Raw genomic sequence first — 24,495 nt, forward strand, 5'->3', positions numbered from 1 at the left:
CTCCGAAAATTTGTTACTGCAGAAGCTGGGTCCAGACCCGGGTCACCAAATCCTGCGCGGCGGGCGAGCAACTGCGAGACATCTCGACCGGCACCTCGGGATAGAGGGCAGGCGCATTTTCTTTGGTGTATTTTTTATCGGCTTCGACGACCTCAAGCGGCGATGAATGTGCGTAGTAGTTCATTTGCGCGGTAGCATTCTCCGGCGTCGAAATGAATTCGATGAACTTAATGGCGTTGTCGCGGTTCGGCGCGCCTTTGGGGATCACGAGACTGTCGATCCAACCCACCAAGCCTTCCTTAGTCATCGCGTATTCAACCGGTGCCCCGTCGCCTTTTGCGCGAACCACTTCACCGTCCCACCAGAAATGCGCGGCAACTTCACCAGAACTGAGGCGTCCTTCGATGTTGTCAGATGAATATGCTGCTACGTGTTCTTTCTGTGCCATGAGCAAGTCCAGCACCCGCTTCATCTCATCTGGGTCTTCCGAGCAGAAGGGTATCCCGAGATAGAGCTGTGCGGCGCCAATAACCTCGTCTGGGTAGGACAACATAGCGATTTTGCCTGCTAGATCGCTTTCCGGCTCGAAGAAATATTTGAGACTGTCGGTCGGGCCGTCGTATTCTGCGGTGTTTACGGCGAAACCAGCAGAGCCGTAGGCTAACGGGATCGAATACTCCTGCGTTTCGTCCCACCATTGGTTGCGCCAGCGCTCGTCAATGGCGTCATAGGCATCGAGTTCACTGGCCCCAAAGTCTTCGATCAGCTCCTCGTCGATCATGATGCGCAAAAAGTGCTGGGAAGGTGCCGCCAAATCGTAGCCAGAGGCGCCTGCCTGCAGCTTGGTTAGCAGGTCTTCGTTAGAGGTATAGCCATCTACACTGACATCAACGTCATATTCCTGGGAGAATTTTTCGATGAGTTCAGGCGCGATCGACTCAGACCAGACGTAGAGATTTAGCTTACCTTCGGCCGCCGCTAAGGTGCCAAAGCAGAGCGCGATGGCCGTGGCTGAATAAAGTTTGTTCATGTCATTCTCCAGTTAGACTTAGTTATGAAGCGTCAGTCATTGTTGTTCTGACCGTGAGCAGCCACGGACAGGGCAATCGTTGCAAGCAGGATCGAACCGATAATTAGCATGGTCGCGATTGCATTCAGTTCCGGTGACGTTCCGGCCCGAATGAGAGAAAAGATATAGACCGGCAACGTGGTCGTGCCGCCCGAACTAAGGAGGTTTGAAGTGATGAAATCATCCATCGAAATCAAAAACGCCAGCATAGCCCCCGAGAACAGCCCCGGAAAAATCAGAGGTAATGTCACTCGGCGGAACACTGTCCAACGGGTGGCATAGAGGTCCATCCCGGCCTCTTCGAGGTCCAGTGACATGCCCTGAAGGCGCGCCCGTATCGGGAGGAAAGCGAATGGGGTGCAGAAGGCAGAATGCGCAATGACAAGCTTGAGCAGGCCGTTTTGCAACCCTATCAGCGAGAATAGGATCAACGTCGCGACGGCCAAGACAATCTCGGGCAGCAGCAGCGGCAGGTTGACCACAGTTTCCGATAGCTTGCGAAAGCGCACGCCTTTGCCACGAATGATTGCCAGCGCTGCAAGCAAGGCAATCGTTGTGGCCACCACGGTCGCAATTCCCGCAACTATAAGCGAGGTTTTGAGCGCAGCCATTAGCGCGCTGTTGTTCATTGCAGAGCCGTACCACTTAAAGGAAAATTCGGTCCAAACACTGGTTATACGGTTCGCGTTGAATGAATAGAGTACGACGATCAAAAGGGGCGCATAGAGATAAGCAAAGAAAGCGATGCTGAGCAGCCCCAACCCAGGGTAGCGTTTAACGTTATGGTGCCTATTCATTGCTTCATCTCCCTACGGGCGCTGCGGATCGCAATGGCAATCAGCACCAGCATCACGACCGTCAAAAGGGTGATGGCAATTGCCGCCCCAAAGGGCCAATTGCGCCCGCCCCCGAACTGAAGCTGGATGAGCGACCCCATCATCATCTGTTTGCCACCGCCCATTAAGATCGGTTCCAGCACCGCCCCAAGGGCTGGCACGAAGACGAGAATGGCACCCGAGGCGATGCCGGGAGCGGTGAGCGGCAGGATAACGCGGCGCAGGGTAACCCAACGGTTGCCGTAGAGATCATGCGCCGCTTCGATCAGTGTGCCGTCGAGCTTTTCAATGGAGGCAAAAACAGGCAGCACCATTAGCGGGATATAGGTATAGACCATCGCTGCCAGCGTTGCGCCATCGTTATACATTAGCGTCATCCCCTCTGGCGCTCCGAAAAGGCCGAGGAACCGCGGGAGCGGGCCGCCCTTCCCGAGAATGATCATCCAGGCATAGACCCGCAGGATCATTGACATCCAGAACGGCAGAGTGACCAGAAAAACGAGAATTGATTTGCGATGCCCAGGTTGGCTTGCAATCCAATAGGCCACTGGAACTGCGAGGATTAGACAAAGGACCGTCGTGATAGCTGCCAACAGAATGGTACGAAAGATGATGATTAGATATTGCGCCGTAAATTCCATCTCGCCAGTCCAGCCTTCGTTGAACATGATTTGGCGATAGCCAGTAAGATCGAATCCCCAATCGAACCCTCCGTAAGCCCCACGTGTCGCAACGGAAACAGCCCCAACGATGAAGATGGGCAGGATCAGAGCGAAACCCATGATTAGCCAAGCGGGGAGTAGCCCAAGATAGGGGAGTTTGATTCCACGGCGACGGGCTCGTGGCAAAAGGGGGCTATGATGCGATGCGATATCAGTCATGCAGCTAATACCCGCGCCGAAGTTTCAACAAAACCGACATTGACGATACCGCCTACCGGGATCACGTCCCCCTCTCGGGATGCATTGCGGCGCGAAGCCCGTATTTCAGCTCCCCCCGCTGAAAGGAGGTAATGCGTATATCCGCCCAAGTATTGCTTGCTTAACACCTTAGCTTCGAAATCAATCCCTTCAGCTTGGTCGCCCAAATTGAGCTTTTCAGGCCGGATCGACAGGGTCGCTTTTCCCAGTCCGATTGCCGCCGTCGAAGGCACAGTGATAACCTGTCCGAAGGGTGTACGGACGGTTGCTGTTTTCGAAGCGGTTTTCAAAACCTCAACATCAAGGAAATTCGTCTCGCCGATGAAATCGGCGACAAAGCGGTTGGCTGGGTCTTCGTAGATTTCCGACGGTGCGCCAAGTTGCTGGATTTCACCGCTACCCAGCACCGCGATACGGTCTGACATGTCCAGCGCCTCTTCTTGATCATGGGTCACGAAAACGAATGTGATACCGGTGTCGCGCTGTAGACTGCGTAACTCGTTGCGCATCGCCTGACGCAGCTTCAAATCCAACGCCGAGAGCGGTTCGTCCAGGAGCAGCACTTCCGGGTCTGGTGCGAGAGCGCGCGCCAACGCGATCCGCTGTCGCTGCCCGCCGGACAATTGAGCCGGCTTGCGGTTTGCAAAGGCGTCCATATGCACCCGCTCAAGCATCTCGCCCACACGGCTACGAATTTTTGCTTTGTCCCAACCGAGGTTTTCCAACCCAAAGGCAACATTCTGCGAGAGGGTCATATGGGGAAACAACGCGTAACTTTGAAACACGGTATTCACCCGGCGCTTATGGGGCGGGATATCAACGATATCGCGACCATGCAGTCTGATACTGCCGGTGTCTGGCGTCTCGAATCCCGCCATCATGCGCAACAGTGTGGTTTTTCCGCAGCCCGAAGGCCCTAGCATTGTGAAGAACTCATTTTCGCGGATATTAAAGCTAACGGAACGGAGCGCTTGGTAAGATCCAAAGTTCTTGGATACCGCGTTGACTTCGACTGCGTTTTGCTGGTTCATCCGGCTTCCCCAAGTTGCAAGTTCACGCCGCCCGACCTGCCATTTCACAAGCAGATGTGACGGTATTTAGCTATGTAGACGGCAAGTTCCGGAACCGATCAATGAGCACTTCTGGAAGGTATGCTTAGCCTATTCCTAATCCGCGGAGATATTCGGGCAAAACGCCTATGAAATAAGGCGATGTCAGCAAGAAATCTATAGCCTACGACCAGGGAGTATGCTCCTGCCTGCGTAAATATTGATCAATCCGGCCAATTGATTAGGCACAGTTGAAGTACCGCTTACGCAGCAAGTTTTTATCGTTTAGGTATGCCGGACGCACCGATCACTATAGCGGGTACAACCAATGCCACTTCGATATACGTTCAGACAGTTGGAATATTTCGTCGCCGTTGGTGAAACTGGCAGTATCGCGGCGGCATCTCATCTTGTGAATGTCTCTTCCCCTTCTATATCCGCGGGTGTTTCGCAGCTAGAGGATGAACTTGGGGTCAAACTATTCGTTCGTCGCCATGCACAAGGCCTCACGCCGACTGCGGCCGGACGCCAATTGCTTGAACAGGCGAAATACGTCCTGCGCCAAGCAGCGGAAATACAAGATCTCGCCGGCGATCTTTCGGGTTTTATACGCGGCCCATTGTCGATCGGCTGCCTTAGTACTTTCGCTCAAACCGTGTTGCCCGGCCTGCGTCAGAGTTTTGTTAGTCAATATGAAGACGTCCGCATCACTCAAATAGAGGCCGATCAATCAGAACTCTTCAGCCTACTTCGCCAGGCAAAGATCGACGTCGCACTGACCTACGATTTGAGCCTGCCGCGGGACCTCCATTTCCTCCCGATCCTAGAACTACCGCCGCTCGTCGCCTTGAATGAAACCCATCCGCTAGCGGAGCTGTCAGAGATCACCGTTGAAGAACTGGCGTCACATCCAATGGTGTTATTGGACCTGCCTCATAGTTCAGATTACTTTCTGTCCTTCTTCGCAACCAAAGGTCTGCGTGCGAACATCGCCGAACGCACCCGTGACATGGCGGTCATGCGCGGCCTCGTGGCCAACGGCTTTGGGTTCTCCATTGTAAATTTCAGACCTGCTAACGACCTTGCACCAGATGGCAAACCGCTGCGCTTTGTGCCCCTTGCAGGCGATCAACGTCCTATGAAGCTTGGTTTCTTGACAGGCAGCGATACGGATCGAACGCAATTGCTCAAGACATTCTTAGCGCATGCCGAAAGCTGGATTGAAGGACGTGCGGACGCCCTGCTTGGGATTAAGTCTGCTTGAGACTGAACCTTTGGTCATCCGCTTAAGCAGACGGTCCATCATCAGATCGCAGGTACCAAGCTGGTCGAGCTTAAGAAATTCATCAGCCTTATGCCCTTGACCCTCCATGTTTCCCGGCCCGCAGACGATCGTAGGAATTCCGAGATTTGCGAAAAAACCTGCCTCGGTACCGAAAGGCACTTTCGTGAGACTATCGCTTTGAACGAGGTCCACCACGCGCTGCACTACTGCGCTGTCGTGGTCGATCTCCAAACCCGGATAGGTCGTGGTCACGGTTATGTCGATTCCGACGTCACTTGCCATTGCGCTATGCGCAGCAACAATCTGCGCCCTAGCCTTGTCGAGTAAATCCAGGAAATGTTGCAGGTCGTCATGTGGGAGGTGTCGCAACTCAAATTCGATATCAGCTTTCTCCGGCACAATATTCAGCGCCGTACCGCCTGTCAGCTTTCCCGCATGTACAGTAGAATAAGGAATATCATAAGCGCTGTCCTGTCCGGTTCCTCCGGCATATCCCTTCTGGATGTCCCTGAGTGCGCCAATAAAATCGGCGGCCAGATGAAGTGCATTTACATAGTACGGCGCAAGGGCCGAATGCCCCGCTATACCGCGACAACTTGCTAGCAACGCCGCCTTACCTTTATGTCCGGTTGCGGGAACCATTAAAGTAGGCTCCCCAACGATACACAAGTCTGGTGACCAGCCCAGATTTTCTAGCCCGGGCAGCATTTTGCGGATGCCCTGACAGCCGACTTCTTCGTCATAGGAGATCACCAACATCAATGGTTCTGCCAACGGCGTGTCGGCTACGCGCAGTGCAAACGACAACATTGAAGCGAGAAAGCCTTTCATGTCGGTGGTGCCGCGCCCGTAAAGCCTATCGCCGTCACGGGTCAACTTGAAAGGTGGGTATGTCCACTCCTGGCCCGCAACAGGCACAACGTCGCTATGCGCCGACAGGAGCACCCCACCCGGTCTCTCAGGGCCGATCCGCGCGACGAGGCCGGATTTCTCGCCCTCCGGATCGGGGATGCGCTGCGTGACAAAACCAGCATTGCTCAGCAGATCGTCAACATAGTCGATCAGCGCCAGATTGCTCTGAGCGCTGACCGTTGGAAAGGCGATCAACTGGTCAAGGATATCCAGCGTCGTCGCGTGGGGCTTCATTCTGCGGCCAACTCCGTGATCTCGCGGCGGAATGGCAACTCGTCCCCGATATCCTCTCCATCAAGTTCGCGGGCATAGCGATGGCCTGCGTAAGTGGCCCATGCAATCGGACCGGAGGCTTCCGCATCACCAAACAGTTTTACCGACCGGATACCCGCATCTGCCCATTCGTCTTGTCGTGCCGCAAGGTCATGAAACAGTTGGTCGTTGCCGATCCGCGAGGCAACCATGACGACCGCGTCACACTCATAGCTGCGTGTTTTGCCAGTATAGACGCAATTGCTGACCACATGGCCCGCGCCTACTTCGGTGATGCCACGGTTCAACACGATTTCGACACCAAGATTGTCAAGCTTCGCATGAATGGTGGCCTGCTCCAGCGTGTTGTTGGTCCAGTCAGAGACATAGGCCGACGGCGTGACCAAAGTGACTTTCGCGCCCTGTTTGACCAAAAGCTCGGCCAAGACGCCGCCCATATAGTAGTGATCGTCATCATAAATCACGACATTGCCACCCGGCACAGTGCCACCCATTAAATCATCGGGCGTGTATACCTTCGCACCCTCCGCAATCGGCATCGGCACAACATGCTGGCGCGCTACACCGTCGCGCCGCCACGTGGAACCAGTCGCGATCGCGACGTTCTGGAAGCCAAACTCCAACACGCTTTCTGCATCCAATTCGCTGGCACGGTAAATCTCTACATTCGGGCGCTGAGAAAGCTGGTAGTCGCGATAATCCACGACACGCCCCCAGGCTGAGAGGCCAGGCAATGCACGTTCGCGGGTGACGCGGCCTCCAATGACGTCGCGGGCTTCAGCCACCGCCACGTCATAGCCACGGCGGCACAGCGCCCAGGCCGCTTCCAGTCCAGCGGGGCCCGATCCGATAACCAGCACATTCTCGCTGGTGCCCTTAGAGTTCATTGTTTCCGGGTGCCAACCTTTACGCCATTCCTCCATAAAAGTCGGGTTCTGTGTGCAGCGGCTAATGGACATGGTCATGTCGCCAGTGATGCAGATATTGCAGCCAATACATTCGCGAATATCCTCTATCCGTCCTTCTTCAATCTTCTTAGGCAGGAACGGGTCCGCGATGGAAGGCCGCGCACAGCCGATCATGTCAAGCGTGCCGGATTTGATCATCTTGGCCATAACATCAGGTGAGGTGAAGCGGCCAACACCGACAATCGGCTTATCGGTCAGGTCTTGAATGCCCTTCACCAATTGTTCCTGGGCAGCCTCCTCCTTGAAACGCGATGGGCCTGAGCAATCCTCCCAAGTCCCCTGTGCCAGATCCCAGATGTCAGGCAAATTGCGGTTCATCTCGACAAAATCTCGGACTTCGGCATTCGAAAAGCCCAGCTCGCCGATCGTCTCATCAAGAGATACGCGGAGTGCGATGGCCATCGTGTCCCCCACTGCGTCCCGGATATCACCGATCACCTCATTTGCGAAACGGGCACGGTTCTCTAGTGAGCCACCATACTCGTCTGTGCGGTGGTTGGTTGCGCGACTGAGGAAGTGCTGAAAAATGCCGAACCCATGTGCGCCGTAGAGATTGATGAGATCAAACCCTGCCTCTCGTGACCGTTTGGCCGCGTTCACGAACCAGCGGCGCAGATCCTTAATCTCGGTCTTGGACAACGCGCGGGCCTGCACCGGATCGTTAGTAAATGTGCGGATCGGCAGCGCGGAGGGCGCCAGCGGCACTTCCTTTGAATAGAGGTTCGGGCCATTGATACCCGAATAGGCAAGCTGAATGCCGGCCAGCGCCCCATGCTCTTTCATCTTTTCCGACATACGTCGTAGCTGCGGAATGTCTTTGTCTTCCCACAGCCGCAACTCAATGAACGGCGTAATCTCGGATGTGTGGTGCATTTCGCATTGTTCGGTGAAAATTACCGCCCAACCACCTTGGGACTTGATTCCGCGCATCTCCGCCGCGGCAGAAGGATCTCTGTACCCGCCACCGTTACAATGTGGGACTTGATAAAACCGGTTCTTGGCGGTCAGCGGGCCAATCTGAAGGGGTTCGAACAGAATGTCGTAACGAGGGTCGCGCATTTTAATCTCCAAAAAGGAAGGTCGTGTCAGAGGCGTCCAACTCGGACGCCCGGCATGATCAGGTTTTGTATTTGATCCAAGTGGTTTTCAGCGCGGTGTATTTGTCCAGCGAATGCAGAGACAAGTCGCGCCCAAAACCGGATTGCTTCACGCCCCCGAATGGGGTCTGGGCCGATAGCGCATCGACCGTATTGACGGAAACCGTACCAACATTCAGACGGTCTGCTACCCGGCAGGCGCGCGAAAGGTTGTCTGTCCAGACCGAAGCCGCCAGACCGTAGATTGAATCATTGGCCATAGCGACGGCATCCTCTTCGCGATCAAAGGAGATCACCGACAAGACCGGGCCAAAGATTTCATCACGGGCCAGCGGATCATCATGCGCGACATCTGTAAAGATCGTCGGCTGTACGAAACAGCCCTTCCCGTCGACCTGCACCCGCCTCCCCCCAGTCACAAGATCAGCGGTCTTTTGGCCAGCTTCTACAAACCCCATGATCCCTTGTGTCTGCTTCTCATCGACAATGGCACCCATCTTCGCAGCGGGGTCCAGCGGATCGCCGGGTTGCATATTCTCCGCGCGAGCGACCAGCTTCTCAACCAGCGCGTCTTTGATCGAGCGTTCGACATAAAGACGCGAGTTGGCAGAGCAGACCTCGCCCTGATTAAAGAAAATGCCGAAGGCGGCCATGTCGGCGGCGGCGTCGAGATCTTCACAATCCGCAAACACAAGATTGGGGCTTTTGCCCCCTGTCTCCGGCCAAACCTGTTTAAGGTTGGATTGACCGGAGTATTGCATGAAAAGCTTGCCCGTAGCTGTCGATCCGGTGAAGGCGAGGCAATCCACATCCATATGCAGGCCAAGCGCCTTTCCAGCCGTTGCGCCATAACCCGGCACAACGTTAAGCACACCATCGGGTAGCCCCGCCTCAGAGGCCAACTCGGCTAGACGCAGCGCCGACAGCGGCGATTGCTCAGCCGGTTTTAGAACCACTGAGTTGCCAGCAGCCAAGGCGGCCGCCGATTTCCATGTCGCCATATCAAGCGGGAAGTTCCACGGCACCACGGCCCCTACGACTCCCAAGGGCACACGCCGGACCAGTGCCAAATCACCGGGCCCGGTTGGAGCAACCTCGTCATAGAGCTTGTCGATCGCCTCAGCATACCATTGGAAGAAATGAGCCGAGCCGGGGGCGTCTACAGTGGTGGCATCAGTGATCGTTTTGCCCATGTCCAAGCTGTCCAACAAAGCCATTTCCGCGAGATTTTCGCGGATTAAATCTGCCAGTTTCAGCAGAACCGCTTTGCGGTCGCCCGGTGCCATGCGCGACCAGCGGCCATCCTCAAAGGCGCGGCGGCCGGCTGCCACCGCCAGATCGACATCGGCGGCGTCGCATTCAGCAACCAGCGCCAACACTGCGCCGGTGGCTGGATTAGTACTTTCAAAGGTCCTACCGGAAACGGCATCAACGAAAGCACCGTCAATAAACGCTTTACTGCGGATGTCCAAATTGGCCGCGCGTGTCGCCCAGTCCTTGCGGGTATAATCGAGCATGAGATGTCCTTTGGTTATTGATCGCCCGGTACGCCGTAAGAAGGCGCTTCCCGAGGGTCTAGTGCGCGCTGGATGTAGGCGTCGAGCTGCGGCTTATAGATGTCCCAAGCCGTCGCGATGTTTTCGATGGGGCACTCTTCAGTCCAATCGCAGCGCAGATCGGCGACCGGCCAGCTGACTTTATCGACGATCTTCATGCCTGCAGAATGTACTGGCCCCGCTTCCCCGCCCGCGGCCAAACCTGCGCGCATTGCGGCAATCAATCGGTCGCCGATGTGACCTGTAGCCGTCAAATAGCCGTCTACAATGGCCTGCGGGACGCGGTCGTTGGCCAGCAGATTGCCGCCAGAAGCGACATTTTCAGCCTGCGCATCAGTCCAGATACCAAGAGATTTGGGGCCGGAGTGAATGGCCGTTCGCCCTGCCGTGTCCACGGCAAGCACCTGTCGATACTCCAGAAAAGACGCTTCTTCCTGCATTCGTGCGATTGCCTCAACTGCCGTCAGGCCATCTTGCATCAGATCAAGCGTCGCTGGCCCCAGTGATGGGTCAGTGACATTCTGAGTGGCAACAGCGCCCACAGCAGCCCGGGCGAATGAACAACGCGCTGCCACCGCTGGAGAGGACGAGGAAATCGCCACGCCGAACATGCCGGTGTCGGGGCAACGAGCTACCAATGAAAACGTCATTGCGGGATCACCGCTGTGCCGTCGATCTCCACCAACCAGTCTGGACGGGCCAGCGCTTGCACGACAAGCCCGGTAGAGACCGGATGCACGCCCTTGATGTACTCGCCCATGGTTCGGTAGACGGCCTCGCGATGACGAACATCGGTGATGTAGACGACAACTTTTACCAGATGCTCCATCTGACCTCCGGCTTCTTCAATTAGTTGCTTGATGTTCTGCATGACCTTATGCGTCTGCTCTACAGGATCGTGGCTCTCGATGTTTTTTGCGTCATCGAGATTCTGCGGGCATTGGCCGCGCAACCAGACAATCTTGCCTCCTTCGGTCACGACAGCCTGGCATAGATCGTTGTCTAGGTTCTGTTCGGGATAAGTGTCCGAAGTGTTAAATTTGCGAATTCGGGTATGTGCCATGATCTATTCCTTGGACTATTCCGCGGCGGCCTGCACGATGGCGGCCTGACCTTCATATTTTTCATAGCTGCGCTGGATCTCTATCTGGTCGGCAATATGTTTGGCATCATGCCAAACCCCCCAGATGAAAGACGAACCGCGTCGGGATTGCCATGGCAGACCCAGGAAGTAGATATCCGGCTCCACTGAGACACCGCGGTTATGAAGTGGTGCTCCTCTGTCGTCGAACGCATCGACTTTTAGCCAACTAAAATCCTGTCGAAAGCCGGTAGCCCAGATGATTGTCGAGATCCCCTCGTTCTGGAGAGCGACAGAGCGTATCGGCTGCGTCAAGCATTGCGGGTCTGGATACATCTGCCGCGCTTCGGGTTCTTCCGGCAAATTCAAACCCGTGCGGGCAACATAGGCATCGGCTAAGTCCAACACTTCAAGATAGTTTGCGTCGCCTGCCGCGATATTCTGCTGCAAATCATCCGCAAAACTCAGTTCGCCGTCGCTATAGCCGCTGGTCAAACCTGTCAGTATGACCCCCTCGCCCCCAAGGCGGCGGAAGTCCATCGTACGACCACCGTGGGCGCCACTTACAGAAATAGTCACATGCTCTGTCCCTGGCGCGGGTGCAGCCATATCCCAGAGCCCCAAGACACCAAGCCACCAAACATTGTCGCGCCCCCGATAGCGACGAGGCGGGCGATCATGCGGTCCGACCGAAAGAAACACCTTGCGGCCAGCACGGTTCAATTCGTCCGCGATCTGCGCGCCCGAAGAGCCCGCCCCGACAACCATCACTGCCCCGGCGGGAAGTGCTTCGGGGTTTTTGTAATGAAAGGAGTGAATTTGTTGGACAGGCGCTTCCTTTGGCACGATCGGCGGGATTACGGGATGCTGGAAAGCACCAGTAGCAGCAACGATACGACGAGCTTCGATATCGCCCGAACTTGTTCGGACAAGAAAGCCACCGGTACCGGATAACCTGTGCGCTTCTTTAACCTCGACCCCTTCTCGAATTGGGGCCTTAATCATCGCGGCGTAATCCACCAGATATTGAGCAAGACGATCTTTCGAGACGAATTCGTCCGGCTTGGCCTCTTCGAACGCAAGACCTGGGAAGCGATCATGCCAAGCAGGTCCGTTGGCTACAAGATTATCCCACCGACCAGTGCGCCATGCCTCAGCAGTTCGTTTCTTTTCAAGCACGATGTGAGGAACTTCCGCATTTCGCAGATGCTCGCTCATGGCGATCCCGGCCTGCCCTCCACCAACAACGAGGGTATCGATCTTCTCTACGGGCATCTCAGCACTTCCTTCCATGAACCGAAACATCGTCCACAGTGGGACCCTGCAACGAGAAATAAGAGAAATGGGATGCAACTAAAATAACGGAAAGTCGCACCAGATATAAGGAACAGCCTAACCCGAACTCGAAAGTCCTTTGATGGCGACAGCAAAACCACCTTCCACGCTGAACTACTTAGGAATTTCCGTAGCTAAGCGTAACTAAAGAATGGTTTTGCCAGCACCTTTGCTGCGCCACACAAAGCGCAATTCAGCTCCCTGCATGAGGCAAAAAATGGATGGCTATCTTACCCCCGACGACGCCATGAGGCTCGAAGAAGATACGATCGGGGAGATGCAGCTTCCAGCAAACTGCGTGTACGGCATTCATACCGCACGTGCGCTTTGCAACTTCCCGATCTCTGGCGTGCCGCTCAGCCACTTTCCGGAACTTGTCGGCGCCCTCGCGATGGTCAAGAAAGCCGCTGCTATGGCCAATTGCGAGGTTGGCGATCTCGCACCAGATCTCGCGCGGGCCATCATCACGACATGCGACGAGATTTGCGCTGGACAGCACCATAAAAACTTTGTCGTCGATATGGTCCAAGGGGGAGCAGGCACGTCAACAAACATGAACGCGAATGAAGTTATTGCAAACCTCACGTTAGAGCGTTTGGGGCACAACTATGGTGACTACCGGAATCTACATCCTAACGATCATGTAAACCGTTCCCAATCTACGAATGACGTTTATCCCACGGCACTTCGGTTGGCAGTATTGTCGGCATGTGCGCCTCTCTTGGTACAACAAAAACGGCTGAGCGCGGCTTTCGCGGAGCGAGCGCAGGCCTTTGAGGCGGTCATGAAAGTCGGCCGTACGCAGATGCAGGATGCGGTGCCGATCACCCTCGGGATGGAATTTGCCTCCTTCGCTGACACGGTTGACGAAGATATCGAAAGGCTTCAGCAGGCCTCTGAGCTTTTGAAAGAAGTGAACCTCGGGGGTACCGCAGTCGGAACGGGCGTAAATGCACCGTCAGGCTATGCAGAGCGTGCGATCGACAATCTCGCGGCTATCTCTGGTCACAACCTTATTGCCGCAAAGAACCGCATTGAGGCCTCTTCGGACCTTGGTGCCTTCGTCATGTTCTCCAGCACGCTTAAACGCATCGCTGTAAAAATATCTAAAATCTGTAACGACCTCCGCCTTCTTAGCAGTGGACCGCGTGCAGGCTTGGGAGAAATTTCCCTTCCGCCGGTTCAGGCAGGTTCGTCGATCATGCCGGGCAAAGTGAACCCGGTAATTCCCGAGGTCGTAAACCAAGTCGTCTACCAGGTGATTGGGAATGACCTCACAGTGACGCTGGCAGCCGAGGCAGGCCAGTTGCAGTTAAACGCAATGGAACCGGTGCTAATCTTGAACGTACTCCAATCCATCCGAATGCTGACACGCGCCTTCCAAGTCTTAACAGACCGCTGCGTCAACGGCATCGAAGCTAATACTGAGCGCTGTCAGGAGCTACTGGAGAGGTCCCTGGTCCTTGCGACGGCGCTTGCCCCCTTGATCGGCTACGAACGCGCCACTGAAATAGCCAAAATTGCCCATCGAACCAACAGTACGGTTGCCGAGGTCGCGGTTCAAACCGGGGCAATCGAAGCCTCGGACATTTCCTCTCTGCTCACGGCAGAGGCGATGTTGAGCCGTGCAATTCGTCAGAAAGAAACCCCTTAAAATGCCTAAATACAAAGGAGCAACAGTTTATGAAGGTGCTTGTATCCGTCAAACGGGTAATTGACTACAACGTTAAGGTACGCGTTAAAGCGGACGGGAGCGGCGTTGACCTTTCCAATGTCAAAATGTCCATGAACCCTTTCGACGAAATTGCCGTCGAAGAGGCGGTCCGGCTGAAAGAGGCTGGTATTGCCAAAGAGGTTGTCGCGGTTTCCATCGGTGTGAGACAGTCGCAAGAAACCCTGCGCACGGCCTTGGCAATGGGCGCTGATCGCGCGATCCTCATACTGGCCGCTGACGACGTACATAGCGATATCGAACCGCTGGCAGTCGCGAAACTACTGAAAGCCGTAATCGACGATGAGAAGCCCAGCCTTGTCCTTACAGGAAAACAGGCGATCGATAACGATATGAATGCCACCGGCCAAATGCTGGCCGCGCTAACCGGATGGGCTCAGGGAACTTTCGTAAGCGATGCATCTAGCCCCCTGATCCGCATCTGAACCTACCGATTGATCAGTGATAATCATGCCTGATCACATAAAAGGGGATTGGCATGTCGAACGATATGGTCTGGGGTTTTGAGGTGCGAACGAGCGCGTCGGGTAGGAAAATCTGGCCGAATGACCTAAAGCGCGAGGCTGCACGCAAAATTCGAGAGGACGGCTTATCTGCTGGCGAGGTCGCGGCCGATCTCGGCGCGCATGAGTGCCTTGTACGCAAGTGGTTTGTTGCAGACCGTCGCAGTCGAGGGGAGAAGGTTCAGGTCGAAGGACCTGCATTCACTGAGGTCATAACTGGGAACCCGCCTGCTCCGGCCGCCCCTCCGGCACCACTTGGAGCCGACGTGAGCAATTCTACAGCACGCTTGGTGATAAACAGCCTCAGCTTTGAGTTCCCAACCGGTATTTCAGATGTCGACCTACTTAAGCTTGTTCGCGTTGCGAGGGAATGTTCATGATCGCGCCATCACATTCCTACAAGATTTTCCTTGCCACAATGCCGGTAGATTTCCGAAAGGGAATGGACGGATTGGCAAGCTACGTCATGAGTAACTTTGAACTCGATCCATTTTCCGGTGCCTTCTTTGTGTTTCGGTCCAAGAGTCGCGACAAAATCAAGGTCCTGATGTGGGATGGCACCGGACTGGTGTTAATCTACAAACGCGCGGAAGGCGGTGGGTTTGTTTGGCCGAAATTATCGGAAGGCACGATTACGATGACAAAAGCCCAGTTCGAGGCTCTGTTCGAGGGGATCGATTGGCGCCGCGTGACATCCGCCGACTATCAACACCCAAAGGTCTTTAAAAAGGCCGCCGAAAGGTGACCCGCGACCTATTGTAAGCGTTGCATCTGACCCCGGCTGTGACATTTATCTCAGATAAACGTTACCCCGTGTATTGGCGCGTAGCGCCAATACACAATGGTACGCACGGGACTTCCGGCCCATTGCTGCCTTTCATCGACCGTTTAGATGCTGCGGCGCGGCCCGTCCAATCTGCCGTTCGCTGTGACCGCATAATCTCCGGGGTAGTGAACTCACGTTCTGCGGACAAAGCTGCGGTTCGCGTCACCAATTCGATTGTCCGCTTCGTCAATGACAATGCCAATGGTTTCCTCGCCAATATGCAACCGGTTAAAAAAGAAAAGATCATGGCGATGACTAGATCCAGGCACGGCCCTCTACACCTCATTGAGATCCGACGGGATGATGAAAATCCAGGCTGGATCGAAGAAGAGCGGCGCAATGTGCTGCCTTGTTTTCGTGAATTTGAAAAACTGACATCTCTTACAGGGTATTTTCTCGTGCCCGAACCCTTCGGGACCAATCGCGGGGGTTGTCAGCATGGGGTCGCCCGAGTAGCGCTGTCGGACAAACCAAAATTGGTCCGACAGCGTCATTCAGCAGGCGTAGCGTGTCCGGTTCGTCATCTTCGTCTGGGTGCTTCAGTAGCTATCTGAGTGTAACAACCGGTCCGAAAATCCGCGATCAGCTCTCAGCTTGGCGGGACGACTGCTTTATATATGCCGCCACTCTTCCGGAACCCAGGCGTAGGCCCCGTCTTTTTCTTCGACATGGCCGATACCGGGGAACGGCAAATGGGTGCCCGCAACGGCAATCTTGTCGGCAACCACCATATCCAGGACACGGCTGCGCGTCTCTGCGGCCTGCGCGCTATCTGCGTCAAAGGCGATACCGGCATCGGGGTGGCTGAACTGCAGCGACGCGACAGCGGTGCTGTCTCCCCATATGAGCAACTGATCAGAGCCATCCGACACCCGGATCCCGCTGTGTCCAGGCGTATGCCCCGGCATGGCCAAAGTCGTGAGGCCGCCACCGAGATCGGTATTGTCGCCAAACATTTCAGTCCGCTGGGTGTAGGCCTCGCTGACAGCACGTGCCAAGGCAAAGAAACCTTGCGAAGACTCCGGCGCACCCGATGCGATCGTCTCATCCGTCCAGAAGGCATGATCGGCTTCACTGACATGCAACGATGCATTCGGGAAGACCGGGCCATTATCTCCCATCAATCCCCCGATATGATCCGGGTGCATGTGAGTCAACACAATGCGCGTCACGTCCTCGGGTGCAACGCCAAGCGACTCCAGCGATGTGCGCAACCTGCCTGCTGTTGGTCCAAAGGCACCGCCCGCACCAGCATCGACCAAGCTAACCTGGTCTCCTTGGCGAATGACGTGAGTACTGATTGCCAGCGGAATCGCATCCGCAGGGTCAAGATAGGCCGCCTTCATTCCTTCCGCGATTTGCTCGTCCCCGAGGTTCGTCACAAGATTCTGATCGAGCTTGAAATACCCGTCCAACAATGTCGTCACGCGCAAATTGCCGACCATACGATCATAGAAGGTTGGAAGTGGTGCCGTTGCATGGGCCGCAGCTTGCAGGGGGTGTGGGCGTCCGGCGGCAAGAAGGGCGGCCCCACCCGCGGCACCCAGAATCAATCCACGGCGCGAAAGATCGAAAGAAGTCATGAGTTATTCCTTGTTTCATATGCAGAACTTCAATTCTGCGTATTGTATGCTTTTAATCAAATAGGTCTAAATTTCAGATGACCACCCACCGAGAGCATGGACAGACCAACGGCCCTCGGACGAACAGCGGACATCTTACGGATTTGCGGCACACCACAACTCGGGCTCGAAGCCGACTTTCGCCGCAGATCGATTGTAAAGTTGGCCGTCGGCGAAACGCCGAAGACGTGGCGGGACCGGTGGATTGGAGGAACCGCTATGCCTACCGCCAACCTACCAGCAATCCGTGCCTGCCGTCCCGCTTGGAACAAAGGGCGCATCGTCGGCCAGAAACGTCCGCTGCAACCGAAGCATGTCTGGGCGATCCGGGTCCGACTGGAGATCGCCCATCGGACCCGAGAACTGGCGCTCTTCAACCTCGCCATCGATAGCAAGTTGCGTGGCTGCGACCTGGTGCGGCTCAAGGTCGCCGACGTCTACGCCGCGGGGCAGGTCAAGCACCGCGCAGCAATTGTTCAGAGCAAGACAAGCAGGCCCGTGAGCTTCGAGATTACCGAAGGGACTCGGAAAGCAATCGAAGCCTGGCTCGAATCCCCGCTCATGGTTGGGTCGGAGCATCTCTGGCCGGGGCGGTTCCACGAACGGCTGCACATTTCGACGCCGCAGTATGCTCGCCTCGTCCGGGACTGGGTGGCCTCCATCGGTCTCGAGCCGAGCGCCTACGGCACCCATTCCATGCGTCGCACCAAGGTTGCGCAGATTTATCGGAAGACCGGCAATCTTAGAGCAGTTCAGCTCTTGCTTGGCCACACAAAGATGGACAGCACCGTGCGCTACCTCGGCGTCGAACTGGAGGATGCGCTCCCGATTGCAGAGTCGGTAGAGATCTAAGCGCCAGGGGCCGGTCTGTCGCGGCCGGCCCAGACCTGCCATTACCTTGATGATCGAACGCTGCGATGCAGCTTCAAGATATCGGCCACTCATCCCTCGCGCATCATTTTCGAAGGTGAAGGTCGGCGGAGCGGACAAAGGAAGCATCCGCTCGAGTTATCTCCGTCTCATCATGCAGTTTCTCGAGAAGCTGGACCGCGCGTGAGAGGTCATATCCGCTATCCGCGCCTTATCTCGTTATCGTTTTCAAGATGACCTCTGCGGCCTCCTTCGGGCGGTCCCACTGCGGGAAGTGGCCACACCGCTCGAACCAGTGCAACCGCGCGGTGGGGAAGGCCGCTTGTGCGCGCTCCGCCTGACGCGGCAGCAGGAGACGGTCCTGACGGCCCCAGCCAATCGTCACGCGGCCCGGAGGTGTGGCGGTCCCCTCCTGCAACGGACCACGCGCCAGTTCGCGCAGCATCGCGTCGAACACGTCTGTCTCGGCTATGGCCGTCAGTTCGTTCTGGACAAGCAGGGGATCGAGGGCACCGGGCTTCGCCGACAGTTGCGCGAGCAGAACGGCACGCGCGGCACGGCTATGCGAGAGCGCCGGAATGCGCTGCCGCAGGAGGCGCACCAGCCGGACCGAGGCGGCAAGCGTCGAGCGGAACCACGCCGTCTCCCAGCCGCGCCAGAAACCACCCGGATCATAAGCGACCGTGTGGCCGCCGATGCCGCGCCGTGCCAGTTCCAGCACCAGCCGCGCACCGACGGAACTGCCGACGGTATCAATGTCGGCGAGCCCGTTCCGGTCGATGAAGTGTTCGAGCGCATCCGCATAGGCGGCAATCGTCTGGCGCCCCGAAAGAGCCGGAGACCCCCCGTGCCCAGGCAGATCGACCAATATGACTTCGCGTTCGCGAGCAAGCATCGGCAGGATGCCGTCCCAGGACCGGACGCTTCCACCTAACCCGTGAACCAGGAGCAAGGGTGGTCCGGCACCGTGACGTTCACAATTCAATTCCATGCTCAAGGAACGCTTGGCAGCGGAACTGGTTCCGCCGGTTGTGCTGGTAACCGACGGGTCGTCGTGCCGATGGCGGCATGCAGCGGACGCGCATGTTCCGGTCCTCCTGCGCATCGCCGCCGCCGCCGCCCCCGCGCACAGATATCAATTCCTGATCCCTGTGCGGTCGTCTCGCCGCAGTCAAGAACGGCCCTAAGCCGACCTTCACGCATTGGGCTGCGAAGGTCAGCTTCGCAATACGAAGCCATCCTTGGCTTTCGTCACGAACATTTTCCTGTCCGTCGTATAGACAGCGCTTCCTTCTGTTCTTAGATGACCGCTATGCGCCGTCTGGTCCGCCTTGCCATGCTCTGCCTCTCGCTCGCCCTTCTGGGCGGGGTGGTGCTGCACGACGTATCCGGTGCCCGGATGTCGATCCACATGGCGGCGTCAAGTGTCGAACAGCAAGATGATCTCTGCCCAGCCTGCGTTCAGGATGCCGGGGAGGAGATGGCCTGTGATTTCGACTGCACAGCGCCGCTCTTGTCCACAGCATCCTCGATGGCGGACCTGCCCATCGCCGTAATTGCGAGCAGCCTCGCCTGGCCTGCGGACTCCGCAGTGCGAACGCGCCATCTGGATTTTGATCCCGCCCCGCCGCGAACCACCATCCTAAGCTAACCGGCCGCACCCGCCAGGTGACGGCCTGGTTTCTCCATGCCTGCCGGATGTCGGCAGGCTGACGTTGAACCGATCGTTCACTCTTAGGATTTCAATCATGTCCAACTATACCGCACGCGCGTTGTCGCGCCGGCGCGTCCTACTCACTGGGAGCGCCGCGACGGGCGTAGCATACTTCACCCCAGCCATCGCAAGATCAGCCTCTCAGCTCGCCTTTTCCCCAGATCCGTCCGTCCTGACATTCGACGGCTCCACTATCCTTGCGGCTTCCTCGGAGGGGCTGTTCCGTCAGGTAGGCGCCAAATGGGAACAACTCCCCGCGCCGAGGAATCCAACCGCAATTGCCACCCACCCGGATCGCCCCGGCAAAATCTTCGCGGGTTGGAAAAGCCCAAGATCGACTGATGCGCCTGCGAACATCTGATAGGGATGTCTTACACGAACGACCCATAGCTGCCATCAGCCTAGCCGGCAGCGAACGTCAGTTCGCAGTCTTCTTAAACGTTGCTGCAAGCAGATAGAATAGTCGCTATGTCGACAAGAATATTTTGAGAACTGTGTAATTTCGTTTGTGAAATGCTTTCCGAACACTCAATAGCAACCCTGGGACGCCCCAAACTATACCAGTCAACGGTGGCCCTTCACTAATCCAACCTTTATTCCGGGTCTGTCCTAATCCTTTCCGGCTATGGCTTGAAGGGTCTCAGGCGACCTCAAACAACCCTGCAGCCCCCATTCCCCCGCCGACACACATGGTGACGACTACAAATTTCGCACCGCGTCTTTTGCCTTCGATCAGCGCATGGCCGGTCGTGCGGGCCCCAGTCATTCCGTAGGGATGGCCAATCGAAATCGCGCCGCCGTTCACATTGAAGATTTCCGGATCAATGCCCAAATGGTCGCGGCAATAGATCGCCTGACAGGCGAATGCCTCGTTCAGTTCCCATAGGCCGATATCCGAAACTTTCAACCCGTGGTGCTTCAGCAGTTTGGGCACCGCGTAGACTGGGCCGATCCCCATCTCTTCGGGCGCACATCCGGCAACCATCATACCGCGGTAGATCCCGAGAGGGGTCACATTTCGCCGCGCGGCTTCGGCACCTTCCATCAATACCATTGCACTTGCGCCATCCGACAATTGGCTGGCGTTCCCGGCAGTGACGGAACCGCCTTCTATCACCGGGTTGAGCGACTGGAGTGATTCCAGAGTGGTCGAGGGGCGGTTGCCTTCGTCTTGGGTCAACGTCACCTCCTGCATAGAGATCTCGCCGCTGGCCTTGTCTTTGACCGCCATTTGCACGGTAATCGGCACGATCTCATCATTGAACTTCCCCGCGTCCTGTGCGGCGGCGGTGCGCTGTTGAGAACTTAGCGCGTAATCATCCTGTGCTTCGCGGCTGATGCCGTACTTATCTGCGACGAATTCTGCGGTCTTCAACATTGGCATGTAAGCGTTTTTGACCTGCGCGGTAACATTCGGATCGGTAGCGGCTATGACGGCTTCAAAATAGGGGCCCTGGACCGCGGAAATATTGTCCTGCCCCCCTGCAATAGTGACCTTCATCCCGTCGACCATGATCTGCTTGGCCGCTGTGGCCACGGCCATCAGTCCTGAGGAGCATTGCCGGTCAATCGTTTGGGCCGAGACGGAGGTCGGCAGTCCTGCGGCAAAGACCGCGTTTCGGCCGAGGTTCAGGCCCGCCGTGCCTGCGGCCAGCACCGTGCCGATGACGGCGTCGTCGATCTCGGCTCCGTCGACCCCGGCGCGCTCGACCGCGTGTTTGATCGCGTGGCCCATCAAGGTTGGGGATTTGGTGTTGTTGAACGCTCCTTTGAACGCGCGGCCAATGCCAGTGCGAGCGGTAGAGACGATGACAGCTTCTTTCATGGAACTACTCCTAATCGACGGGTGGACCGTCAGAACATGTTTGGGATGAAGGTGATGATGCCGGGGAACCAGATCAGCAGGCCCAGCAGAATGATGTCGGCGACAAAGAACCACAGCACACCGCGGAACACGATGGCGGCAGGCGCGGCTTTGCCCACCGTGGAACTGAGCACAAAGACGTTCATGCCAATCGGGGGTGTAATCATTCCGACTTCGAGCAATTTGGCGACGAAAACCCCAAACCAGATGGCGTCGATGCCCGCCGTGCCGACCAGCGGCAGAAAGATCGGCAAGGTAATCAGCATCGCACCGATGGGTTCAAGAAACATGCCGAGGATCATGTAGATGACGGCGATGCCGATCAGCAGGAACACCGGGCTGGCCCCCAAAAGCGCCACCGCGTCCGAGATCATATAACCGACGCCCGACAATGTCAGGAACCGGGTCAACATGCTGGCCCCGATGGTCACGATGAACAAGCTGCCGCAGGTGACCAGTGTCTCGATCACCGAGGTCTTCAGCGCCTTGAACGTCAGCGTGCGTTGCGTGGCCGCCACGACCATCGACATCAACGCCCCAACTGCCCCTGCCTGCGTAGCGGTAAAGAGCCCGCCAAAAAGCCCGCCCAGCACTGCGACCACCAGCAAGATGACCGGCAGCGCGCCTTTCAACGCGGAGAACTTTTCGGTCCATGTGACCTGTTCCGTCACCCGCGGCGCAAGGGAGGGGTTCAACGTGACCCGAAGCAGAATGACCGCGATATATGACAGCGCCGTGGCAATGCCCGCGCCAATGCCGCCAAGAAACAGATCGGTGATTGAGACCTGCGCAATCACGCCAAAGACGATGAGCAAAATGCTCGGCGGGATAAGCGCCCCAACAGTGCCAGCCGCCGCCACGGTGCCACAGGCAAGGCTGGCGTCATATTTGTTACGCAGCATCTCTGGGACAGCAACTTTACCCATGGCAGCCGCGCAGGCCACACTGGAGCCGGTGACCGCGGCAAAGCCCGAGCAGCCAAAGACGGAGGCGATGGCCAGACCGCCCGGAAGACGCGCGAGCCAAAGGCGCGCGGCATCAAAAAGCCCCCGCGTCAGGTCCGCGTTAAAACAGATGTATCCCATAAAAACGAACATTGGCACGGAAGACAGCGTCCAATTCGAGATGAAGGTATAGGGAACAACTTCAAGCATCCCCCAAGCCGCATCGCTGCCCACGATGGCGATCAAGCCAAGGTAGGAAACCAAGATCAACGCGATCCCGATATGCATATTCGCAGCGATCAGAACCAGCAGACCGATTATTCCCAGCGATCCGATCAATGCGTCAGACATGGTCTGTCTCCAGTTCTGCGGTGCCCGTCGCATGAATGTCGTTCTGCCCAGTAAGGCGCAGCACGACCCGAGCGATTAGCAAAAGCGCCATGGTGCCAAAGGCCAATGGCAAGAAGAAGAACGAAGGCCAGACCGGTATCTTGCCAACTTGTTCGACCACCGAGGCATTGATCGACAGCTTGTGCAGCGCCTGTTGCCAAGACTGTGCTGTCAGCAGCAGATAGACGCCTGCAGTGATCGCGATGACCAGTGTTTCCAGTTTAAGCCGGACCCCCTCGGGCAACAGGACAGTTAAAAGGTTCACGCTGATATGGTTGCCGCGATATTCCGCCGCGAGGATCGGCAGGAAGGCCACTGCGATCATATAGTAATTGGTGACGATCGCGGACGTCACAGAGATCGGCGCGTTGAAGGTAAGGCTCGAGAGAATATCGAGGCTGATGTGAACCATCATTGCCACCAACCCAATGGCGGCAATGATGACCAAGGCCCGGTCCACGGTCCGGACAACACTGGAGATCCAGCTTCGGGTCATGGACACGGGCCTTCTCCTCACAATCCGTAGGTCGCAGGGTCAAGCTTTGAGAAGATCTCGGCCCGGTAGACTTCGGCGATTTCCTCAGGCGTCCACTCCCGATCAAGCGGCAACAAACTCTCCCATTTGGTCACCAACTCGCGAAAGCGCGCGACCTTCGCCTCAGCGTCCTTCAATCCATGGGTTTCCGTGGCGATTTTGACCACTTCTTCAAGATCGGCCTGAATGGCGGCCTCCGATAGCGCCACCATATCAGGAGAGGCCTCGTGGACGTTAATGCCCTTTTCCTTGGCCAGCGCGAGGTTGGTCGCAACGTCGTCGGCAAATTTCCATGTGGTTGCGGCGTTACCCAGGGCTGCGGCATCCATATAGGCCCGGCGTTGCTCCTCTGTCAGCGACTTCCAGAAATCGCGGTTGACGCTCATGACGTCCAGCCCGTGTACGGTTCCGCCCGGCAAGTTGGTGGTGACGTCCGTTGCCACGTCAATCAAACGGATCGAAGTCAACTCCGAAGGTGCGTTGAACGCCCCATCAATGGTCCCTTGCGACACGGCCTCGAAAATTTCATTGCCGGGCAGACTGACGCCTACGGCGCCCATGGCCCCCGCCCAGCGGACCCAGGACCCGCCCGCGGCGCGGATCTTCTTGCCCTTCAGTTCTTCAGCATTGGTAATCGGCGTCGTGCTGATGATCGCGTAGGCGCCGGTCGAGGCATTGCCCAGCGGCACCTGATTATTGGCCAGCCGTTCCGCAATGCAAGGCTCGCAGGTCAGGATATACTCGCTCATCGCGCCTGACATCGCGTAAGGGTTCTTGCCCAACATCGCCAGGTCGATGGGCAGCATTGCCTCGGGCAAGTCCGACGGGAAGTAGTTCAACACCAGATAGCCGCCATCGACGACACCATCTTTGATACCGCCAAATGTCTGCACGAGATCAAGGAGCGAGGGCGGGAAAACCCGGACCTTCAATTCGTCTTTGGTCCGGGCCGCGAGATCAGCAGCAAAAGCGTCAACGCCATAGTGAGCGCCCGAGCCCGGCGGCACCCCGACCACGATCTTGACGTCGCGCGCCTGTGCGCTGGCGGCAGAAAGGGCGATGGCGAATGCAGCGCAGGTGCTCCGCAGAAGTGTGGTAAGTTTCATTCCTAGTT

At 56.7% G+C, this 24,495-nt stretch carries 22 protein-coding genes and 1 pseudogene; 7 read left to right on the forward strand and 16 right to left on the reverse strand.

Annotated elements, in window-relative coordinates:
* Positions 1-13: 13 nt before the first annotated feature.
* The 4 genes from K3759_RS13500 to K3759_RS13515 form a co-directional block, all read right to left on the reverse strand.
* Entirely contained in the window at positions 14-1,030 is a 1,017-nt protein-coding gene (locus K3759_RS13500) for an extracellular solute-binding protein (RefSeq protein ID WP_259982546.1), read from the reverse strand.
* A 32-nt stretch (positions 1,031-1,062) separates the two neighbouring features.
* Positions 1,063-1,866: an ABC transporter permease gene (locus K3759_RS13505; protein ID WP_259982548.1), complete on the reverse strand. Its 804-nt coding sequence runs from the start codon at positions 1,864-1,866 to the stop codon at positions 1,063-1,065.
* On the reverse strand, positions 1,863-2,687 hold the full coding sequence (locus K3759_RS13510) for an ABC transporter permease (RefSeq protein WP_259982550.1): 825 nt from the start codon (positions 2,685-2,687) through the stop codon (positions 1,863-1,865). The genes K3759_RS13505 and K3759_RS13510 overlap by 4 nt, the downstream gene beginning before the upstream one ends.
* A 95-nt stretch (positions 2,688-2,782) precedes the next feature.
* The gene (locus K3759_RS13515) at positions 2,783-3,856 is read right to left on the reverse strand and encodes an ABC transporter ATP-binding protein (protein ID WP_259982551.1); all 1,074 of its coding nucleotides are present in this window, start codon (positions 3,854-3,856) and stop codon (positions 2,783-2,785) included.
* A 346-nt stretch (positions 3,857-4,202) separates the two neighbouring features.
* Between K3759_RS13515 and K3759_RS13520 the strand changes: the two genes are divergently transcribed.
* Positions 4,203-5,138, forward strand: coding sequence for a LysR family transcriptional regulator (locus K3759_RS13520; protein ID WP_259982553.1), 936 nt, complete (start codon positions 4,203-4,205; stop codon positions 5,136-5,138).
* Here K3759_RS13520 and argE read toward each other — a convergent pair.
* Genes argE through K3759_RS13550 form a run of 6 tightly spaced genes read right to left on the reverse strand, consistent with a single transcriptional unit; the run spans position 5,073 to position 12,321 of the window.
* Positions 5,073-6,305 (reverse strand): acetylornithine deacetylase, encoded by a 1,233-nt coding sequence (gene argE, locus K3759_RS13525; RefSeq protein WP_259982555.1) that lies wholly within the window; start codon positions 6,303-6,305, stop codon positions 5,073-5,075. The genes K3759_RS13520 and argE overlap by 66 nt on opposite strands.
* Positions 6,302-8,371 carry an FAD-dependent oxidoreductase gene (locus tag K3759_RS13530; protein ID WP_259982557.1) on the reverse strand — a complete coding sequence of 690 codons (2,070 nt, stop codon included), beginning with the start codon at positions 8,369-8,371 and terminating at the stop codon, positions 6,302-6,304. The genes argE and K3759_RS13530 overlap by 4 nt, the downstream gene beginning before the upstream one ends.
* Positions 8,372-8,429: 58 nt before the next feature.
* Positions 8,430-9,926: an aldehyde dehydrogenase gene (locus tag K3759_RS13535; RefSeq protein WP_259982559.1), complete on the reverse strand. Its 1,497-nt coding sequence runs from the start codon at positions 9,924-9,926 to the stop codon at positions 8,430-8,432.
* A gap of 14 nt (positions 9,927-9,940) precedes the next feature.
* Positions 9,941-10,615, reverse strand: coding sequence for a DUF1028 domain-containing protein (locus tag K3759_RS13540; RefSeq protein ID WP_173487691.1), 675 nt, complete (start codon positions 10,613-10,615; stop codon positions 9,941-9,943).
* Positions 10,612-11,028, reverse strand: a complete 417-nt coding sequence (locus K3759_RS13545) for a RidA family protein (RefSeq protein WP_173487692.1) — start codon at positions 11,026-11,028, stop codon at positions 10,612-10,614. The genes K3759_RS13540 and K3759_RS13545 overlap by 4 nt, the downstream gene beginning before the upstream one ends.
* A gap of 15 nt (positions 11,029-11,043) precedes the next feature.
* The gene (locus tag K3759_RS13550; protein ID WP_259982561.1) at positions 11,044-12,321 is read right to left on the reverse strand and encodes an NAD(P)/FAD-dependent oxidoreductase; all 1,278 of its coding nucleotides are present in this window, start codon (positions 12,319-12,321) and stop codon (positions 11,044-11,046) included.
* 277 nt (positions 12,322-12,598) lie between these two features.
* Here K3759_RS13550 and K3759_RS13555 point away from each other — a divergent pair, with 277 nt between their 5' ends.
* From K3759_RS13555 to K3759_RS13570, 4 genes and pseudogenes are all read left to right on the forward strand, one after another.
* Complete coding sequence (locus K3759_RS13555) at positions 12,599-14,035, forward strand: aspartate ammonia-lyase (RefSeq protein WP_259982562.1); 1,437 nt, start codon at positions 12,599-12,601, stop codon at positions 14,033-14,035.
* Between the two features lie 29 nt (positions 14,036-14,064).
* Positions 14,065-14,511, forward strand: a pseudogene (locus K3759_RS13560) (electron transfer flavoprotein subunit beta/FixA family protein); the annotation flags it as partial.
* A gap of 481 nt (positions 14,512-14,992) precedes the next feature.
* Positions 14,993-15,361 carry an IS66 family insertion sequence element accessory protein TnpB gene (gene tnpB, locus K3759_RS13565; protein WP_259982564.1) on the forward strand — a complete coding sequence of 123 codons (369 nt, stop codon included), beginning with the start codon at positions 14,993-14,995 and terminating at the stop codon, positions 15,359-15,361.
* 122 nt (positions 15,362-15,483) lie between these two features.
* Positions 15,484-15,996, forward strand: a complete 513-nt coding sequence (locus K3759_RS13570; protein WP_259982565.1) for a hypothetical protein — start codon at positions 15,484-15,486, stop codon at positions 15,994-15,996.
* A 57-nt stretch (positions 15,997-16,053) separates the two neighbouring features.
* Here K3759_RS13570 and K3759_RS13575 read toward each other — a convergent pair whose 3' ends face one another.
* Positions 16,054-17,025 (reverse strand): MBL fold metallo-hydrolase, encoded by a 972-nt coding sequence (locus tag K3759_RS13575; RefSeq protein ID WP_259982567.1) that lies wholly within the window; start codon positions 17,023-17,025, stop codon positions 16,054-16,056.
* Positions 17,026-17,283: 258 nt separating this feature from the next.
* Between K3759_RS13575 and K3759_RS13580 the strand changes: the two genes are divergently transcribed.
* Complete coding sequence (locus K3759_RS13580; protein WP_259982568.1) at positions 17,284-17,916, forward strand: tyrosine-type recombinase/integrase; 633 nt, start codon at positions 17,284-17,286, stop codon at positions 17,914-17,916.
* 229 nt (positions 17,917-18,145) lie between these two features.
* On the opposite strand, the gene K3759_RS13585 is transcribed toward K3759_RS13580, so the two are convergent.
* Entirely contained in the window at positions 18,146-19,039 is an 894-nt protein-coding gene (locus K3759_RS13585) for an alpha/beta fold hydrolase (protein ID WP_311199008.1), read from the reverse strand.
* A gap of 207 nt (positions 19,040-19,246) precedes the next feature.
* Here K3759_RS13585 and K3759_RS13590 point away from each other — a divergent pair, with 207 nt between their 5' ends.
* A complete protein-coding gene (locus K3759_RS13590) occupies positions 19,247-19,585 on the forward strand; it encodes a hypothetical protein (RefSeq protein ID WP_259982572.1) in 339 nt (112 codons plus the stop codon).
* A gap of 703 nt (positions 19,586-20,288) precedes the next feature.
* On the opposite strand, the gene K3759_RS13595 is transcribed toward K3759_RS13590, so the two are convergent.
* Genes K3759_RS13595 through K3759_RS13610 form a run of 4 tightly spaced genes read right to left on the reverse strand, consistent with a single transcriptional unit; the run spans position 20,289 to position 24,487 of the window.
* Positions 20,289-21,473, reverse strand: coding sequence for an acetyl-CoA C-acyltransferase (locus K3759_RS13595; RefSeq protein WP_259982574.1), 1,185 nt, complete (start codon positions 21,471-21,473; stop codon positions 20,289-20,291).
* Positions 21,474-21,502: 29 nt separating this feature from the next.
* Positions 21,503-22,807, reverse strand: coding sequence for a TRAP transporter large permease (locus K3759_RS13600; protein ID WP_259982576.1), 1,305 nt, complete (start codon positions 22,805-22,807; stop codon positions 21,503-21,505).
* On the reverse strand, positions 22,800-23,342 hold the full coding sequence (locus K3759_RS13605; protein WP_259982578.1) for a TRAP transporter small permease: 543 nt from the start codon (positions 23,340-23,342) through the stop codon (positions 22,800-22,802). The genes K3759_RS13600 and K3759_RS13605 overlap by 8 nt, the downstream gene beginning before the upstream one ends.
* A 17-nt stretch (positions 23,343-23,359) precedes the next feature.
* On the reverse strand, positions 23,360-24,487 hold the full coding sequence (locus K3759_RS13610; protein WP_259982580.1) for a C4-dicarboxylate TRAP transporter substrate-binding protein: 1,128 nt from the start codon (positions 24,485-24,487) through the stop codon (positions 23,360-23,362).
* Positions 24,488-24,495 lie beyond the last annotated feature (8 nt).

It is taken from the genome of Sulfitobacter sp. W027 (genome assembly GCF_025143985.1).
GTDB lineage: Bacteria > Pseudomonadota > Alphaproteobacteria > Rhodobacterales > Rhodobacteraceae > Sulfitobacter.

Coding starts and splice junctions, on each gene's coding strand:
- K3759_RS13500 (WP_259982546.1), bottom strand. CDS start 1,030: ATGAACAAACTTTATTCAGCCACGGCCATCGCGCTCTGCTTTGGCACC.
- K3759_RS13505 (WP_259982548.1), bottom strand. CDS start 1,866: ATGAATAGGCACCATAACGTTAAACGCTACCCTGGGTTGGGGCTGCTC.
- K3759_RS13510 (WP_259982550.1), bottom strand. CDS start 2,687: ATGGGTTTCGCTCTGATCCTGCCCATCTTCATCGTTGGGGCTGTTTCC.
- K3759_RS13515 (WP_259982551.1), bottom strand. CDS start 3,856: ATGAACCAGCAAAACGCAGTCGAAGTCAACGCGGTATCCAAGAACTTT.
- K3759_RS13520 (WP_259982553.1), top strand. CDS start 4,203: ATGCCACTTCGATATACGTTCAGACAGTTGGAATATTTCGTCGCCGTT.
- argE (WP_259982555.1), bottom strand. CDS start 6,305: ATGAAGCCCCACGCGACGACGCTGGATATCCTTGACCAGTTGATCGCC.
- K3759_RS13530 (WP_259982557.1), bottom strand. CDS start 8,371: ATGCGCGACCCTCGTTACGACATTCTGTTCGAACCCCTTCAGATTGGC.
- K3759_RS13535 (WP_259982559.1), bottom strand. CDS start 9,926: ATGCTCGATTATACCCGCAAGGACTGGGCGACACGCGCGGCCAATTTG.
- K3759_RS13540 (WP_173487691.1), bottom strand. CDS start 10,615: ATGACGTTTTCATTGGTAGCTCGTTGCCCCGACACCGGCATGTTCGGC.
- K3759_RS13545 (WP_173487692.1), bottom strand. CDS start 11,028: ATGGCACATACCCGAATTCGCAAATTTAACACTTCGGACACTTATCCC.
- K3759_RS13550 (WP_259982561.1), bottom strand. CDS start 12,321: ATGCCCGTAGAGAAGATCGATACCCTCGTTGTTGGTGGAGGGCAGGCC.
- K3759_RS13555 (WP_259982562.1), top strand. CDS start 12,599: ATGGATGGCTATCTTACCCCCGACGACGCCATGAGGCTCGAAGAAGAT.
- tnpB (WP_259982564.1), top strand. CDS start 14,993: ATGATCGCGCCATCACATTCCTACAAGATTTTCCTTGCCACAATGCCG.
- K3759_RS13575 (WP_259982567.1), bottom strand. CDS start 17,025: ATGACTTCTTTCGATCTTTCGCGCCGTGGATTGATTCTGGGTGCCGCG.
- K3759_RS13580 (WP_259982568.1), top strand. CDS start 17,284: ATGCCTACCGCCAACCTACCAGCAATCCGTGCCTGCCGTCCCGCTTGG.
- K3759_RS13585 (WP_311199008.1), bottom strand. CDS start 19,039: ATGCGCAGGAGGACCGGAACATGCGCGTCCGCTGCATGCCGCCATCGG.
- K3759_RS13590 (WP_259982572.1), top strand. CDS start 19,247: ATGCGCCGTCTGGTCCGCCTTGCCATGCTCTGCCTCTCGCTCGCCCTT.
- K3759_RS13595 (WP_259982574.1), bottom strand. CDS start 21,473: ATGAAAGAAGCTGTCATCGTCTCTACCGCTCGCACTGGCATTGGCCGC.
- K3759_RS13600 (WP_259982576.1), bottom strand. CDS start 22,807: ATGTCTGACGCATTGATCGGATCGCTGGGAATAATCGGTCTGCTGGTT.
- K3759_RS13605 (WP_259982578.1), bottom strand. CDS start 23,342: ATGACCCGAAGCTGGATCTCCAGTGTTGTCCGGACCGTGGACCGGGCC.
- K3759_RS13610 (WP_259982580.1), bottom strand. CDS start 24,487: ATGAAACTTACCACACTTCTGCGGAGCACCTGCGCTGCATTCGCCATC.